We start from the raw sequence: 16,141 nt of genomic DNA on the forward strand, positions 1-16,141 counted from the left end.
CCCCCCGATCCTACCGGCGGGCGCTCTCCCGCCCCGAAGGGAGGGGATACTCGGCGAGCACCTCACCGATCACCGTGAGCGCGACCCCGACGGCGGGCACGTTCTCGGCCCCGCGGGCGGTTACCACGTGCAGCGTGCGAGCCTCGGCATCCGGAAGACGAGGAGCCGCGATCCCCGTGAGGAGGGGGAAGGATGCCACGGCCATGCGCGGCAGGATCGCCACTCCCACGCCCTGGGCGACGAGGTTCTCGACGGCGATGTAGTTGTCGGTCTCGAACGCGATGTCGGGCACGAATCCGGCGCGGGCGCACGCCTCGAGCAGGTGACCGCGACACTGGGGGCACCCGGCGATCCACCGCTCCCCCGCGAGGCGCGACAGATCGATGGGCCCGTCGGCCGCCGGGTGGTCGACGGGCAGGACCAGGACGGTGTCGTCCCCGCCGACCGTACGCACCGACAGCCCCGTCGCGGCGAGGTCGAGCTCACGCCGGTCGCCCGGGTAGCTGTAGGTGAGCGCGATGTCGGCGCGATCCTCGCGCACCGCCAGGATCGCCTCCGGCGGCTCGGCCTCGACGAAGCTGATCGAGACACCGGGACGACGTGCGGAGACGGCAGCGATCACGCGCGGCACGACCGTCGATGACGCGGAGGGGAACGCCGCGATGCGGATGCGCCCGGCGCGCAGGCCCCGGAGCTCGGCCAGGTCGCCCGCCGCAGCGTCCAGGGCGGTCGTCACCGCGGCGGCGTGGCGGGCCAGCACGCGCCCCGCCTCGGTGAGACGCACCCCGCGTCCGACGCGCTCGACGATCGGCATCCCGGCCCGCCGTTCAAGGCGCCGCACCTGCTGGCTGACAGCGGGCTGGCTGTAGCCCAGCGACCGGGCGGCGGCGGTGATCGACCCCGTGTCGGCGATGGCCTTCACGACCCGGAGCGAGTGCGCGTCGAGGTCGTCATCGGCATCCGTCACACGAACACATAATCAGAGGCGATGCTTTTCATGCAACACCTGGCCTGGTGCAATGACCCATCGCGCGCGAGTCTAGACCCATGAGCAGCCTCGCATCGCACTTCGCCGGCGGCCGCGACTACCTCGCCGCCTGCACCGTCGGCCTGCCCGCACGCGCCACGGTCCGTGCCCTGCGTGCGGACCTGGATGCCGCGGCATCCGGACGCCCCGACGTCGCCGCCGCGACGCGCGCCGTCGAAGACGCCCGGGCGGCCTACGCGCGCCTGGTGCGCTCCCCCGTCGGCGAGGTCGCCATCGCGTCGCAGACGTCGGTCATGGTCTCGCTCATCACCGCCTCGGTGCCCGACGGTGCCGAGGTGTTGTGCCCCGAGGGCGACTTCGCCTCCCTCGTCGCCCCGTTCGCCCGCGCCGGACGCGGCATCCGCCTGCGTACAGCACCTCTCGCGCACCTGGCCGACGCCGTGTCGACCGACACCTGGCTCGTGGCGTTCTCGCTCGTGCAGTCGGCCACGGGCGAGGTGGCGGATGCCGCGGGCATCGCCGCCGCCGCGGCCCGCGCCGGCGCCCGCACGCTCTGCGACCTCACCCAGGCCGCCGGGTGGCTGCCGGTCGACGCGACGCTCTTCGACGCCACCGTCTGCCACGCGTACAAGTGGCTGTGCTGCCCGCGCGGTGTCGGCTTCCTCACCGTGCGCCCCGACTTCGCGCAATCGCTGCGCCCGGTGCAGGCCGGCTGGTACTCCGGCGACGACCCGTGGTCGTCGTGCTACGGCACCGGCGGAACGCTCGCGGCCGACGCGCGCCGCTTCGACGTCTCGCCGGCGTGGCAGGCGTTCGTCGGTGCGGCGCCCGCCCTGACCATGTTCGCCGACGCGGACATCACCGAGTCGTACACGCACGCGACCGGTCTCGCGGCACGCTTCCGCGCGGGCCTCGGCCTCGCGCAGCCGGCGCGTGCGTCGGCGATCGTCACCTGGCCGGATGCCACCGGCGATGCGCTGGCGCGACTGGCCGCACACGGCATCACGGCCTCGGGACGCGCCGGGCGCGCGCGGGTGGCGTTCCACGTCTTCAACGTCGACGCCGACGTGGACCGCGCGCTGCGCGCTCTCGGCAGCGACGCCCCCGTTGCCGAGCCGGTCGCGCTGAGTTTCTCGATCTGACCGCCCGCGTCGGGCGCCGGTCTCGTCTCAGTCGGTGCGCACGCGCACGACCGCCGCGCCCGCGCACACCAGGGCGACGGGCAGGAACGCCCACAACGCGAGCCCCTCGTACCCGGCGACGCCGAGGATCAGTCCCGCGAGCACGGAGCCGACGGCGGCCGACGCCGTCATGATCGTGTCGCTGCGGCCCTGGCGACGCGGACGCGAGGCGACAGGGGTCGCTTCGGTGAGCAACGCGGAACCGGCGACCGTCGCGGCGCTCCATCCGAGCCCGAGCAGCACGAGGGCGACGAGCACGCCGGCCTGCGCATCGGCGAAGACCGCGGCGGTCACCAGCGCGCTCGCCAGGAGCAGCTGACCAAACAGGATGACGGGGACCCGGCCGACGCGATCGGCGAGGATGCCGAACACCGGGGACAACCCGTACATGCCGAACACGTGCAGAGCGATGGTCGTGCCGACGGCGAGAGTCACGGCATCCGGGGCCACGATGTGCGACAGATGCACCGGCGTCATCGCCATCACCGCGGCCATCGTCACGTGCGACGCGGACACGGCGAGCATTGCGAAGCGGGCCAGCCGCGGCCGATCCGCCTCGGGCGCCGCACCCGACGACACGGGCTTCTCGCGTTCGAGGCGCTGGGCGAGCAGCAGAGGATCGGGCCGCAGCACGAGCAGGTAGAGACCGAACGCGCACGCCTGCGCGGCGAACGAGAAGAGGTACGCGCCGGTGAGGCGCGGCATGCCGATGCTGGCGCCCACGAGCTCGCCCGGCGCGAGCAGCAGCGGCCCGACGACGCCTCCGACCGTGGTCGCCCAGACGACCGTGGCGAGGTCGCGACCGCGGCGCGCCGTGCTCGCGAGGTCGGTCGCCGCGAACCGCGACTGGAGCGTGCCGGCATTGCCCGCACCGATCAGGGCGATGCCGACCAGAAGCAGCGGGAAGACGCGCAGCGCAGCCGCCGCGATCACGACCGCGATGCCCAGCAGAGCCGCGAGATTGCCGGTCGTCAACGCGAACCGCCGACCGCGACGAGCCGCGAGACGAGCGAGCGGGATCGCCGTGAGCGCCGCCCCCAGGGTCACCGCGGCGGTCGCGAACCCCGAGAGTGCTTCTTGACCCGAGAGATCGCTGGCCAGGAGCGCGCCGAGCGACAGGGTCGCGCCGAAGGCGACCCCCGTCAGCACCTGCCCGGCGGCGAGCACCCGCACCGTGCGGCGCTGCGTGGCGGAGAGGTCGAGCGCCGCCGGAGCGGGCGCCTCAGGCATCGCGCGCGGTGTTGCGCAGAATACCGACGCCCTCGATCTCGATCTCGATCGCGTCGCCCGCCTCGAATGAGCCGATGCCCGCCGGTGTGCCGGTGAGCAGCAGATCGCCCGGGAGGAGCGTGAAGACCGCGGACGCGTAGGCGATGAGAGCCGGGATGCCGTGCACCATGTCGGACACCGGACCGTTCTGACGCACCTCGCCGTTGACGCGCGTGGTGATGACGGCCGCGTCGAGGTCGAGGTCGGTCTCGATGACCGGACCGACGGGGCAGAACGTGTCGAAGCCCTTGGCGCGCGACCACTGTCCGTCGGCGCGCTGCAGATCGCGGGCGGTGACGTCGTTGGCGACCGTGTAGCCGAAGATGTACTCGCTCGCGCGCTCCGCCGGGACGTTCTTGGCGACGCGCCCGATGACGACGGCCAGTTCACCCTCGTAGTCGGTCTGGGAGCTGAGCGCGGTGGGCCGCACGATGACGTCACCCGGGCCGATCACCGATGTGTTGGGCTTGAGGAACATGAGCGGCTCGGCCGGCGCCTCGCCCCCCATCTCGGCGGCGTGATCGCGGTAGTTCTTGCCGATGCACACGACCTTGGATCGCGGGATCACCGGGGCGAGCAGAGCAACCTCGGCGAGGGGCACGCGCTCCCCCGTCGTCTCGTATCCGGCGAACATCGGGTCGCCGGCGAGCACCACGAGCTCGCCGTCGTCGACGATTCCGTAGCGAATGGCATCCTGATGGCTGAATCGAGCGATCTTCACGGTGTCAGCCTATCCGCGGGCTTCCGCGTCCGCCGTGTCCCCTCACAGGCTGCTGATGCGACATCCGCAAGAAGAAGAACGGAGGGACCCCCGGGATCCGGGAGCCCCTCCGTGCGCGCGCGCCGACGGTTACGCGTCGAGGCGGTACAACCAGCCGTGCTTGTCTTCGGCGCGGCCGTACTGGATGTTCGTGAGCTCTTCGCGCAGCTCGAGAGCGAGGGTGCCCGACGGCTGCTCGTCGATGAAGTCGCGGCCCTTGAGCGTGCCGATCGGGGTGACCACCGCGGCGGTGCCGCAGGCGAACACCTCGACGATGTCTCCGGATGCCACTCCCTCGCGCCATTCCGTCAGCGAGACGTTGCGTCCTTCGACGTGGTGTCCGCGGTCGCGGGCGAGCTGCAGGAGCGAGTCGCGCGTGATGCCCTCGAGGATCGAGTCGGACTGCGGGGTGACGATGGTGCCGTCCTTGTAGACGAAGACGACGTTCATGCCACCGAGCTCTTCGACGTTGCGGTCCTGGTCGAGGAAGACGACCTGGTCGCACTCGTTCTCGTACGCCTCCGACTGCGGCAGCAGGCTGGCTGCGTAGTTGCCGCCGGTCTTGGCCGCTCCCGTGCCGCCCTTGCCTGCGCGCGAGTAGTCCTCGCTGAGCCAGATCGACACGGGCTTCACTCCGCCCTTGAAGTACGCGCCGGCGGGGCTGGCGATCAGGTAGTAGGCGACCTTGTGCGCGGGCCGCACACCCAGGAACGCTTCTTTCGCGAACATGAAGGGGCGCAGGTAGAGGCTCTGGTCGTCTCCCGAGGGAACCCACGCGCCGTCGACGGCGATGAGCTCGCGCAGCGACTGCAGGAAGTAGGGCACCGGCAGTTCGGGCAGGGCCAGTCGGCGCGCCGAGCGCTGCAGGCGACTACCGTTCTGGTCGGGGCGGAACGTGTGCACTGAGCCGTCGGCGTGGCGGTAGGCCTTGATGCCCTCGAAGATCTCCTGGCCGTAGTGCAGCACGGCGGCCGCCGGGTCGAGCGAGATCGGGCCGTAGGGCGAGACGCGAGGACGGTGCCAGCCGCCGCGGACGGACCAGCAGATGTCGACCATGTGGTCGGTGAAGCTCTGTCCGAAGCCGGGGCTGGCGAGGATGGCGTCGCGGTCGGCGGCGCTCTTGGCCGCGAGGTTGCGGGTGACGGCGAACTCGAGGGGCTCGAGTCCGGTGTCGGGATCGGTGTCGATGGTGGTCATGTGGGATCCAAAACTCTTCGTGCGCGGGGGCGATGCGGGCCGATCGGTCCAGGTTACGCCTGGACGCGGTCGGCGATGGCGTCACCGATCTGCGCGGTGGTGCGGTCGCCGTCGCGGCTCGCGATGTCGCTCTCGACCGCGCGGGTGACGCGGGCGGCTTCGTCAGCGAGCCCGAGGTGATCGAGCAGGAGGGCGACGGAGAGGATCGCGGCCGTGGGGTCGGCCTTCTGGGTGCCCGCGATGTCAGGCGCCGAACCGTGGACGGGCTCGAACATCGAGGGGAACGCGCCGTCGGGGTTGATGTTGCCCGATGCGGCGAGACCGATGCCTCCGGTGACGGCGCCGGCCAAGTCGGTCAGGATGTCGCCGAAGAGGTTGTCGGTGACGATCACGTCGAAGCGACCCGGGTTCGTGACCAGGAAGATGGTTGCCGCGTCGACGTGCAGGTAGTCTACGTCGACCCCCGGGAACTCCTGCGCCACGGCGTCGACGATCCGCTTCCACATGCCGCCCGCGTGGACGAGCACGTTCGTCTTGTGCACGAGGGTGAGCTTGCGGCGCCGGCGCTCGGCGAGGGCGAAGGCGTAGCGGACGACGCGCTCGACGCCGTAGGCGGTGTTGACGGACGTCTCGTTCGCCACCTCGTGCGGGGTGCCGCGGCGGATGGCGCCGCCGTTGCCGACGTAGGGGCCCTCGGTGCCCTCGCGCACGACGACGAAGTCGATGTCGCCCGGCTCGGCGAGGGGACCCGTCGCGCCCGGGTACAGCTTCGAAGGACGCAGGTTGACGTAGTGGTCGAGCTCGAAGCGCAGCTTGAGCAGCAGGCCACGCTCGATGTTGGCGTCTTTCAGGCGCGGGTCGCCGGGCACGCCCCCCACGGCGCCGAGCAGGATCGCGTCATGACTCGCGATGGCCTCGAGGTCGTCGTCGGTGAGCGTGTCGCCGGTCTCGAGGTAGCGCCCGGCGCCGAGCGAGAAGGGCGTCTTCTCGAACGTGACCCCCGAGCCGGCGGTGACGGCGTCGAGCACCTTCACGGCCTCGGCAACGACTTCGGGACCGATGCCGTCACCGGGGATGACGGCCAACTTCACGACACGCGACATCGCTCTCCTCAGAGCTCGGGGCACGTCACCTCGTCGACGTGCTGCGGGATCCTCCCAGGGTAGTAGCAGCGATCGCCGCAGCCACGACGATCAGCACGGCGCCGATGAGAGCCGTGACCACGACGCCCGAGTCGAAGGCGTGGGCCGCGGCGGCACGAAGCGCGTCGGCCAGCGCGGCGTCGTCGAGCGTATGAGACACGGCCACCGCTCCGGCGAGCGTCTCGCGCGACGCCTGCGCGGCTGCCTCGGACAGCCCCGCGGGTAGCACCAGATGCGAGCGATAGAAGGCGGCGAGGATGCCACCGAGCACCGCCGTGCCGAGCACGGCGCCCACCTCGTACGCGGTCTCGGACACGGCGCTGGCCGCGCCGGCCTTGGCAGCCGGGGCGCTGGAGAGGATCAATTCGTTCGACACGGTCTCGGCTGCGCCGATGCCGATGCCCAGCAGCGCGAAGGCGATGATGAGCGGCACGAGATCGGCGGTGGAGAGCGCGACCATCACGTACGCGACCACCGAGAAAGCCAGGGCGACGGGCACGACGACCCGCGGCGCGTATCTCTTGGCGACGGGCACGACGGCCAGGCCCGCGACGATCATGAGCGCAAGACCCGGCACGAGCGCGAACCCGGCGGTCATGGGCGACAGCCCCACGACGAGCTGCAGGTGCTGCGCGACGAAGTAGAGGAAGCCCACGAGGCCCACGACGCTCAGGAGGTTCACGAGGATCGCCCCCGAGAACGTTCCACGCTGGAAGAGCGTCATGTCGAGCATGGGCGAGGCCATGCGACGCTGGCGGCGTACGAACAGCCAGCCGAGGACGGCGCCGACGATGAAGAGCACGGGGGCGAGGGACAGCGGCCCCTCGACCGCGAGCTTCTTGATGCCGTAGACGATCGGCACCATCGTGGCCAGCGACAACACCACGCTGACCGGGTCGAAACGCCCGGGCGCCGGGTCGCGACTCTCGGGGACGAAGAAGGGGGCGAGCACGAGGAGCGGCACCAGCACCGGCACCGCCATGAGGAACACCGAGCCCCACGAGAAGTGCTCGAGCAGGAACCCCCCGACGATCGGGCCGAGGGCGGCCCCTGCCGAGAAGCCCGACGCCCAGATGGCGATGGCGAAGCGACGCTGGTCGCGGTCTCGGAAGATGCTGCGCAGCAAAGACAGGGTCGACGGCATGAGCATCGCCCCGAACACGCCCATGAGCGCGCGGCCGGCGATGAGCAGGGCAGCCGTGGGCGCGAACGCCGACAGGGCCGACACCGCGGCGAAACCGGTCGCGCCGACGAGCAGCATCCGCTTGCGCCCGAACCGGTCGCCGAGCGTGCCCATCGTCACCAGGAGACCGGCGAGGACGAGCGGGTAGACGTCGATGATCCAGAGCTGCTCGATGCTGGAGGGCTGCAGGTCGAGCGCGATCTCGGGCAGCGCGAAGCTGAGCACCGTGTTGTCGACCGAGACCAGCAGCACCGGCAGCATCAGCACCGCGAGCGCGAACCATCCGCGCCACCCTGCACGGGTCACTGTGATGTCTTCGGTGGGCAACGACGAGGTGAGCATTCTTCCGATCCGTTTCTAAACCGTCCAGCCGGTATAGTAACAGATACATGACAGTGCCCACCAGTACGATCGAGAAGCCATGAGCCGCCCCCCACTCGCCCGCGACGCCGTCCTCGACGCCTTCACCCGCATCCTCGTCGACGAGGGCGAACGCGCCGCGACGATGGATGCCACCGCCCGAGCCGCCGGTGTGTCGAAGGGCGGGCTGCTGTACCACTTCCACTCGAAAAGCGCACTCGAAGCAGCGCTCGTGGAGCGGCTCGAACGCCTCGCCCAAGACGACGTCGATGAGATCGAGCGGTCCGATGAGGGCGTCGTCGCCGCACACCTGCGCTCGTCGCAGAACACGGGCTCACCGCTCGACGTCACCATCTTGGCCGTCTCGCGCCTCGCGCAGAACGGCAGCGATGCCGCCTCGGCATCCCTTCGCCGTGTGCGCGAGTTGTGGGAGGAGAGCCTCCGTTCGCACACGCGCGACGAGACGGCGTTGCAGATGGTGCTGCTGGTCAGCGACGGCCTTTACTTCAACGCGGTGCTCGACCTGAACGCCGTGCCGGGGCCCCAGCTCGAGGGCGCCGATCTCGACCGGCTCATCGCCGCCGTCGTCGCCGCGACCACCTGACGCACCCGCGCCACGGCCCGAGCGCGACCGCCGAAGCAGAGCGCTCCCTCGACCGGCGACCGCGGCATCCGCTGCCGATGGGCCGTGTCAGCGCGTGGACAGCGAGGGAGGAGACTCCGCGGCGGGAGGACCGCCCGAGCGCGGGCATCCTCCCCTGCCCGAACACCCTCCGCCCCGCGAGCGGTGAACGCCTCAGCCAGACGGCCCTGGAACGACGGAGGGGGCCGCCGCAGCGACCCCCTCCCCGATGACTCGAGCCTCAGCCCTCGTCGACGATGTCGATCTGACGGAACAGGTCCGCACCGACGGCCTCGCGCATGGCGCCGAGGATCTCATCGGGCACCGGCGAGTCGACCGTGAGCACCGAGAGCGCGCGGCCCGTGGCATCCGGGGCCGCCACCTGGAGACCGGCGATGTTGATGCCCGCGTCGCCCAGCTTCTGGCCGTAGATCGCGACGATGCCGGGGCGGTCGGCATAGCGCATGACGACGTGGTGCTGCGCGATGGGCACCTCGATCTCGTAGCCGTTGATCGAGACCACCTTGGGCACCATGCGCGTGCCGGCGAGCGTGCCCGCGACCTCGAGGGTCGAACCGTCGGCGAGAGTGCCGCGCAGGATCGTGATGTTGCGGTACAGCGGGCTCTCGGCCTCGACGACAAGGCGCGCCTCGACGCCGCGCTGCTCGGCGAACAGCGGAGCGTTGACGTACGACACGCTCTCGCTGACGATGCGGCTGAAGTATCCCTTGAGGGCCGCGAGGCGGTAGACGCTCACGTCGTACGCGGCGAGCTCACCGCGCACCTCGATGTCGAGGTTCGTCAGAGCGGAGTCGGCGAGGCCGCTGAAGAACTGGCCGAGCATCTCGACGAGCGCGATACCGGGACGAACGAACGGGTCGATCGCGCCGCCGGCGACGTTCACGGCATCCGGAACGAGGTCGCCCTCGAGCGCCAGCTTGACCGAACGGGCGACCGAGACGCCCGCCTTCTCTTGCGCCTCCTCGGTGCTGGCACCGAGGTGCGGGGTGACGACGACGTTCGGCAGGTCGAGAAGCTTGCGTGCGGGGCCGCCCTCGGCGGGGGGCTCGGTCGAGAACACATCGAGACCGGCACCGGCGATCTCGCCCGTGGTGAGCGCGTCGAACAGGGCCTCCTCGTCGATGAGGCCGCCGCGCGCGACGTTGATGACGTACGCGGACTTCTTCATGCGCCGCAGCTGCTCGGCGCCGATCATGCCGGTCGTCTCGGGCGTCTTCGGCATGTGGATGGTGACGAAGTCGCTCTGCTCGAGGAGTTCGTCGAGCGAGACCAGCTGCACGCCGAGCTGCTGCGCACGGGCCGCGGTGACGTACGGGTCGTACGCGATGACGCGCATGTCGAAGCCCTGCAGGCGAGCGGCGATGAGCGCACCGATGCGGCCGAGGCCGATGATGCCGATGGTCTTCTCGAACAGCTCGGTGCCGGTGAACGAGCTGCGCTTCCACAGGCCCTGGGCGAGCGAGGCGTGCGCGGCGGGGATGCGGCGCGCCAGGCTCAGAACGTGACCGACGGTGAGCTCGGCGGCCGAGATGATGTTCGAGGTCGGGGCGTTCACGACCATGACGCCGGCCGCGGTGGCCGACTTGATGTCGACGTTGTCGAGTCCGACACCGGCGCGGGCGACGACCTTCAGCGACGGCGCGGCGGCCAGGGCCTCAGCGTCGATCTGGGTGGCCGAGCGCACGAGCACCGCGTGCGCGTCGGCCAGGGCCGAGAGCAGTGCGGGGCGATCGGTCCCGTCGACGTTACGCACGTCGAAGTCGGGGCCGAGCGCGTCGATCGTGGCGGGAGAGAGTTCTTCGGCGATGAGCACGACGGGCTTCGTCACGGGAGCGTCCTTCGAAACGGTGCTGGGGACAGCCGCGCACCATCGCACCGCCGGCGCGAACCGGGCGCGCGACCCGTGCGGGCCGTCTGCCAGCCTAGCGCGCGGGCGGAGCGGACCCCGACCGTGTGACGGCGGGCGTCGGATGCCGCGCCCGCGGGCGGTCGCACAACGCCGCGCGCGCGGAACGGCATCTCGGCGACGCGGCGTCTGCGGGCTGCAACGTATTCGTCGGCCGGATGCGATCTCGCGGCGCACGCGCGTGCGAGTCCGGACGCGGCGCCACGACACGAGCACGCGCGAGCGCCGCCGACCGCGAGCCGTTCGTTCGAGCCAACGCCAGCGCGTCGCCGACTGCGAGCCGGTCGTTTGAGCGCACACCAGCGCGCCACCGGACGCGAGCCGTCCCGCGAGGCGAGCTATCCAGCCAAGCCCGCCGTCCAGCCAAGCGAGCCGTTCCCCGAAGCGAGCCGTCCCGCCAAGCGAGCCGTCCAGCCCAGCGAACCGTCCGGCGAGGCGCGCCCGCACCGGACGGCGGACCGCCGTCAGCCGCCGTACAGCCCGTACGACGTCGTGCCGTACCCCACGATGGCGAGCCAGAACGCCGCCGAGACCGTCAGGCCCGCCAGCAGCGCGATCGCCAGCTCGCCCGCGCGGCGCCGCGCCCCGACGGCGAAGGCGATGCCGAACGCCACGAGCGGGAAGACGATCGGCAGGATGTACACGAACCAGCCCAACCCGTTCAGGCCGAGCGGGCCGTTCACCTGCTGGATCAGCAGGGCGACCGCACTCCAGACGACGTAGGCGTAGAACAGGCCGAAGAGTCCGGCGATCGTCACGATCAGCCAGGTGGGGAGGAGGCGCGTGCGCGCGACGTCGCTCATGCGAAGACTCCCAACGACAGGAAAGGCCAGGGAACGAGCAGCACGATCCCGAGGATGAGCAGCAGGAAGCGCTGCCACGTGCGCCACCCGCGGGTCAGCGCGAGCACGGCGACGAACCAGACGATCGGCGCGAGGGCGGCGCCGATCGTGAACGCGATGATCGTGACCGACGGGATGGGCAGCCCGAGGCCGTTCAATTGCAGCCCCGCGAGCAGCCACCCGACCGCGAAGAGAAGGAAGGTCGCCGCCACCATCCCGATGCCCACGAGGCCCACGTTGCCCAGCGGCGCCGAGTGCCCGGCATCCGTCTGCTCGCCCTCGGAGGGCTGATCGGGCTCCGGATGCCGCGCCGCCGGCGACGCGACCTCGGCGCGCGGCTGCAGGGGCTCCGTCGCGGGCTGCAACGGCTCAGGGCCGCGGGATGCGAGCGGTTCGTCGCGGCCTCCCACCGGCGCACCGACGTCGGTGCGCCCGGGCTCGCGCTTGTCCCCGACGTCGAGGGTCGGATCGTCGTCACCGCCCCACGAGAGGGCGTCGTCATCACGCGGAGTGCTCACGCGTCCACGGTAGCGGCGCTCCCCCGCGACCGGGCCGCGCCCCGCCGGAGGCCCCGATCCGCGGCATCCGAAACTGCGGCAACGGGAACGGCCGCGGTGCATAACGGCGGATGCGACAGCCGACACGCCGCGTCAGACGTCGCGGCACCGGCGTGTCGCCCAGTTCTCCCGCCGTTGTGCGCGGGGACCCGGAACCGTTGGGCGCGCCCGCGGACCCGGAACCGTTGCGCGCCCGCGGAGCCGTTACGCGCGGCGGCGGACCCGGAGCCGTTACGCGCGCCCGCGGACCCGGAGCCGTTGTGCGCGGCCGCGGACCCGGAGCAGTTGCGCGCGGCGGCGAATCCGGAGCCGTTGGGCGCGCCCGCGGACCCGGAACCGTTGCGCGCGGCCGCGGCCCCGTGCCGCCTTGAGGCCGTCGGCCGCACCGGCCGGGTCGGCGCACCCGCCGGGCAGCACGTGTGCGCGACCTGCGCCGGCTCCATGACGCTGGGCACCGCTGCACGGAAACGGCGAACGCCCCGGAACCGTGAGGTCCCGGGGCGTTCGTGAGGGAGAACTCAGCGCTCGGCCGAGCCCACCGCGATCGCCTGGGCGATCGCTATGGATGACGTAGCCTCCGGCGGAGGTCAGCGCGCAGCGCTGCCCTCGACGTAGTCGCTGTCCTGCTGCTTCCACGCGAACAGACCGCGCAGCTCCTTGCCGGTGGCCTCGATGGGGTGACCCTGCTCCTTCTCGCGGAGCTCGAGGAACTCGGTGGCGCCGTTGTCCTGGTCGTCGATGAAGCGCTTCGCGAACGCGCCCGACTGGATGTCGGCGAGGACTGCCTGCATGCTCGTCTTGACCTCGGGCGAGATGACACGGGGGCCCGAGACGTAGTCGCCGTACTCGGCGGTGTCGGAGATCGACCAGCGCTGCTTGGCGATGCCGCCCTCCCACATGAGGTCGACGATGAGCTTGAGCTCGTGCAGCACCTCGAAGTAGGCGATCTGGGGCTGGTAGCCGGCCTCGACGAGGGTCTCGAAACCGTACTGCACGAGGTGGCTCATGCCACCGCAGAGCACGGCCTGCTCACCGAACAAGTCGGTCTCGGTCTCTTCGGTGAAGGTCGTCTTGATGACGCCGGCGCGGGTGCCGCCGATGGCCTTGGCGTACGACAGCGCGGTGTCCCAGGCCGAGCCCGAGGCGTCGCGCTCGACGGCGATGATGTCGGGGATGCCGCGACCGGCGACGTACTCGCGACGCACGGTGTGGCCGGGCGCCTTCGGGGCGACGAGGATGACGTCGACACCCTCGGGGGCGTCGATGTAGCCGAAGCGGATGTTGAAGCCGTGCGCGAAGGCGAGCGTCTTGCCCTCGGTCAGCTTGTCTTTGATGGAGTCGGCGTAGATCGAGCGCTGGTGCTGGTCGGGCGCGAGGATCATGATGAGGTCGGCCCACTCGGCGGCGTCGGCGACGCTCTTGACATCGAAGCCGTCTTCCTGCGCCTTGGCGGCCGACTTGGAGCCGTCCTTCAACGCGATGACGACCTCGACACCCGAGTCGCGAAGGTTCTGCGCGTGAGCGTGACCCTGCGAGCCGTAGCCGACGATCGCGACCTTCTTGCCCTGGATGATCGCGAGGTCGGCGTCGTCGTCGTAGAAGATCTCTGCCATGAGGATGTTTCTCCTTGAGTCAGGTCCCTGAGCTTGTCGAAGGGACCGGGGGTTGTGGGACGTGTGAAGTTCGGGGAGTCGGGCCCTTCGACAGACTCGGGGACCGACGGGTCGGGGTGTCGGTCCCTTCGACGGGCTCAGGGACCGACCGGGTTCAGCCGCGCAGGACGCGCTCTGTGATGCTCTTGCCGCCGCGACCCACGGCGAGCAGGCCCGACTGCGCGAGCTCCTTCACGCCGAACGGCTCGATCGCCTTGAGGAAGGCCCCGACCTTGCCGGAGTCTCCGGTGATCTCGATCACCATGGCATCGGGGGCGTAGTCGACCACCGAGGCACGGAACAGATTGACCACCTCGACGACGTTCGAGCGGGTGGCGTTGTCGGCGCGCACCTTCACGAGCACGTGCTCGCGCTGCACGGATGCCGCGGGGTCGAGCTCGACGATCTTGATGACGTTGATCAGCTTGTTGAGCTGCTTCGTCACCTGCTCGAGCGGCAGGCCCTCGACGTCGACGACGACCGTGATGCGGGACAGCCCCGGCACCTCGGTGACGCCCACGGCGAGCGACTCGATGTTGAAACCGCGACGGGCGAACAGCCCCGCGACGCGAGTGAGCAGACCCGGTTTGTCCTCGACGAGGAGGCTCAGAACATGACGAGACATCTCAGTCCTCCTGCTCGGCGAAGGCCGGCGAGTGGTCGCGCGCGTACTGCACGTAGCTGTTGCTGACGCCCTGCGGCACCATCGGCCACACCATGGCGTCGGCGCTCACGACGAAGTCGATCACCACGGGGCGGTCGTTCGTGTCGAGCGCGAGCTGGATCGCGGCGTCGATCTCGTCTTCTTTCTCAACGCGGATCGCGAGGCACCCGTAGGCCTCGGCGAGCTTGACGAAGTCGGGGATGCGGCGCGTGCCGTGCCCCGTGTTCAGGTCGGTGTTGGAGTGACGGCCGTCAAAGAACAGCGTCTGCCACTGGCGCACCATGCCGAGCGAGGAGTTGTTGATGATCGCGACCTTGATCGGGATGTCGTTGATGACGCAGGTCGCCAGCTCCTGGTTGGTCATCTGGAAGCAGCCGTCGCCGTCGATCGCCCACACGGCGCGCTCGGGCTGGGCCACCTTGGCGCCCATGGCCGCGGGTACCGCGTACCCCATGGTGCCGGCGCCGCCGGAGTTCAGCCAGGCGTTGGGACGCTCGTACTTGATGAACTGCGCCGCCCACATCTGGTGCTGGCCGACGCCGGAGGCGTAGACGCCCTCGGGACCGGTCAGCTCGCCGATGCGCTGGATCACGTGCTGCGGCGAGAGCAGGCCGTCGGTGGTCGGCGTGTAGCCGAGGGGGAACTCCTCGCGCAGGCCGTTCAGATACGTCCACCACTCGGTGTAGTCGTGCGGGTGCTCGGCGTCGGCGGCGCGGAACGCGGCATCCAGGTCGACGAGCACCTCGCGCAGGTCGCCCACGATCGGCACGTCGGCGGTACGGATCTTGGAGATCTCGGCGGGGTCGATGTCGACGTGCACGACCTGGGCGTGCGGCGCGAACAGCGCCGCCTTGCCGGTGACGCGGTCGTCGAAGCGAGCGCCGAGCGAGACGATCAGGTCGCTCTCTTGCAAGGCCAGCACGGCGGGCACGGTGCCGTGCATGCCGGGCATGCCGAGGTGCTGCTCGTGCGAGTCGGGGAAGGCCCCGCGCGCCATGAGCGTGGTCACGACGGGCGCGCCCGTGGCCTCGGCGAGCACCTTCAGCTCCGCCGACGCGTTCGAGCGGATCGCGCCGCCACCCACGTAGAGCACGGGCTTCTTGGCGGTGGCCAGCAGCTGGGCCGCGGCCTGGATCTGCTTGCCGTGCGCCTTGGTCACCGGCCGGTAGCCGGGCAGGTCGATCTTCGGCGGCCACACGAACGCCGCCTCGGCCTGCTGCGCGTCTTTGGTGATGTCGACGAGCACGGGGCCGGGACGACCGGTCGAGGCGATCTCGAATGCGGCGGCGATGGCGCCGGGAATGTCCTCCGCCGACTTGACCAGGAACGAGTGCTTCGTGATCGGCATCGTGATGCCGACGATGTCGGCCTCCTGGAAGGCGTCGGTTCCCATCAGGGTGGAGAACACCTGACCGGTGATGCACACCAGCGGCACCGAGTCCATGTAGGCGTCGGCGATCGCCGTGACGAGGTTCGTGGCTCCGGGGCCGGATGTCGCGATGGCGACGCCGACCTTGCCGGAGGCCGCGGCATAGCCCTCTGCCGCGTGGCCGGCGCCCTGCTCGTGGCGCACGAGGATGTGGCGCACGTGCTCGTCATCCATGAGGGGGTCGTAGACGGGCATGATCGCCCCGCCCGGCAGACCGAACACGTCGGTCACGCCGAGCAGGTCGAGCGAGCGGACGACCGCCTGCGCGCCCGTCATCACGGGCGCGGGCGCCGTGCGCGCGGGCGGCCGGGGCACGGCCGCGGTGGGGGAATCGATGGACATAGGAGTACCTCGAGAACCGTAAGAAG

Annotated in this window: 14 protein-coding genes; 2 read left to right on the top strand and 12 right to left on the bottom strand. The window is 70.8% G+C overall.

Annotated features, from left to right (window positions below; all coding sequences use genetic code 11):
- Nucleotides 1–10: 10 nt before the first annotated feature.
- Entirely contained in the window at nt 11–967 is a 957-nt protein-coding gene (locus tag QE410_RS08840) for a LysR family transcriptional regulator (protein ID WP_307330659.1), read from the bottom strand.
- An 80-nt stretch (nt 968–1,047) separates the two neighbouring features.
- Between QE410_RS08840 and QE410_RS08845 the strand changes: the two genes are divergently transcribed.
- Nucleotides 1,048–2,130, top strand: a complete 1,083-nt coding sequence (locus QE410_RS08845) for an aminotransferase class V-fold PLP-dependent enzyme (protein WP_307330662.1) — start codon at nt 1,048–1,050, stop codon at nt 2,128–2,130.
- 27 nt (nt 2,131–2,157) lie between these two features.
- Here QE410_RS08845 and QE410_RS08850 read toward each other — a convergent pair whose 3' ends face one another.
- The 5 genes from QE410_RS08850 to QE410_RS08870 form a co-directional block, all read right to left on the bottom strand.
- Nucleotides 2,158–3,399, bottom strand: a complete 1,242-nt coding sequence (locus tag QE410_RS08850; protein ID WP_307330664.1) for an MFS transporter — start codon at nt 3,397–3,399, stop codon at nt 2,158–2,160.
- Nucleotides 3,392–4,159 (bottom strand): fumarylacetoacetate hydrolase family protein, encoded by a 768-nt coding sequence (locus QE410_RS08855; RefSeq protein WP_307330665.1) that lies wholly within the window; start codon nt 4,157–4,159, stop codon nt 3,392–3,394. Before QE410_RS08855 ends, QE410_RS08850 begins: the two co-directional genes overlap by 8 nt.
- A 129-nt stretch (nt 4,160–4,288) precedes the next feature.
- A complete protein-coding gene (locus QE410_RS08860) occupies nt 4,289–5,395 on the bottom strand; it encodes a branched-chain amino acid aminotransferase (RefSeq protein WP_307330668.1) in 1,107 nt (368 codons plus the stop codon).
- 53 nt (nt 5,396–5,448) lie between these two features.
- A complete protein-coding gene (locus QE410_RS08865) occupies nt 5,449–6,498 on the bottom strand; it encodes a 3-isopropylmalate dehydrogenase (protein WP_307330670.1) in 1,050 nt (349 codons plus the stop codon).
- A gap of 25 nt (nt 6,499–6,523) precedes the next feature.
- On the bottom strand, nt 6,524–8,062 hold the full coding sequence (locus QE410_RS08870; RefSeq protein WP_307330673.1) for an MFS transporter: 1,539 nt from the start codon (nt 8,060–8,062) through the stop codon (nt 6,524–6,526).
- 79 nt (nt 8,063–8,141) lie between these two features.
- Between QE410_RS08870 and QE410_RS08875 the strand changes: the two genes are divergently transcribed.
- A complete protein-coding gene (locus QE410_RS08875) occupies nt 8,142–8,684 on the top strand; it encodes a TetR/AcrR family transcriptional regulator (protein ID WP_307330676.1) in 543 nt (180 codons plus the stop codon).
- A 259-nt stretch (nt 8,685–8,943) separates the two neighbouring features.
- On the opposite strand, the gene serA is transcribed toward QE410_RS08875, so the two are convergent.
- From serA to QE410_RS08905, 6 genes are all read right to left on the bottom strand, one after another.
- Nucleotides 8,944–10,551 (bottom strand): phosphoglycerate dehydrogenase, encoded by a 1,608-nt coding sequence (gene serA, locus QE410_RS08880; RefSeq protein WP_307330678.1) that lies wholly within the window; start codon nt 10,549–10,551, stop codon nt 8,944–8,946.
- Between the two features lie 542 nt (nt 10,552–11,093).
- A complete protein-coding gene (locus QE410_RS08885; RefSeq protein ID WP_307330680.1) occupies nt 11,094–11,432 on the bottom strand; it encodes a bacitracin resistance protein in 339 nt (112 codons plus the stop codon).
- The gene (locus QE410_RS08890; protein ID WP_307330683.1) at nt 11,429–11,989 is read right to left on the bottom strand and encodes a hypothetical protein; all 561 of its coding nucleotides are present in this window, start codon (nt 11,987–11,989) and stop codon (nt 11,429–11,431) included. The genes QE410_RS08885 and QE410_RS08890 overlap by 4 nt, the downstream gene beginning before the upstream one ends.
- 626 nt (nt 11,990–12,615) lie before the next feature.
- A complete protein-coding gene (gene ilvC, locus QE410_RS08895; RefSeq protein WP_307330686.1) occupies nt 12,616–13,641 on the bottom strand; it encodes a ketol-acid reductoisomerase in 1,026 nt (341 codons plus the stop codon).
- A gap of 154 nt (nt 13,642–13,795) precedes the next feature.
- Nucleotides 13,796–14,305, bottom strand: a complete 510-nt coding sequence (ilvN, locus tag QE410_RS08900) for an acetolactate synthase small subunit (protein ID WP_055953948.1) — start codon at nt 14,303–14,305, stop codon at nt 13,796–13,798.
- 1 nt (nt 14,306) lies between these two features.
- Nucleotides 14,307–16,115 (bottom strand): acetolactate synthase large subunit, encoded by a 1,809-nt coding sequence (locus QE410_RS08905; protein ID WP_307330694.1) that lies wholly within the window; start codon nt 16,113–16,115, stop codon nt 14,307–14,309.
- Between the last annotated feature and the right edge of the window lie 26 nt (nt 16,116–16,141).

This window comes from Microbacterium sp. SORGH_AS_1204 (assembly GCF_030818935.1).
Lineage (GTDB): Bacteria > Actinomycetota > Actinomycetes > Actinomycetales > Microbacteriaceae > Microbacterium.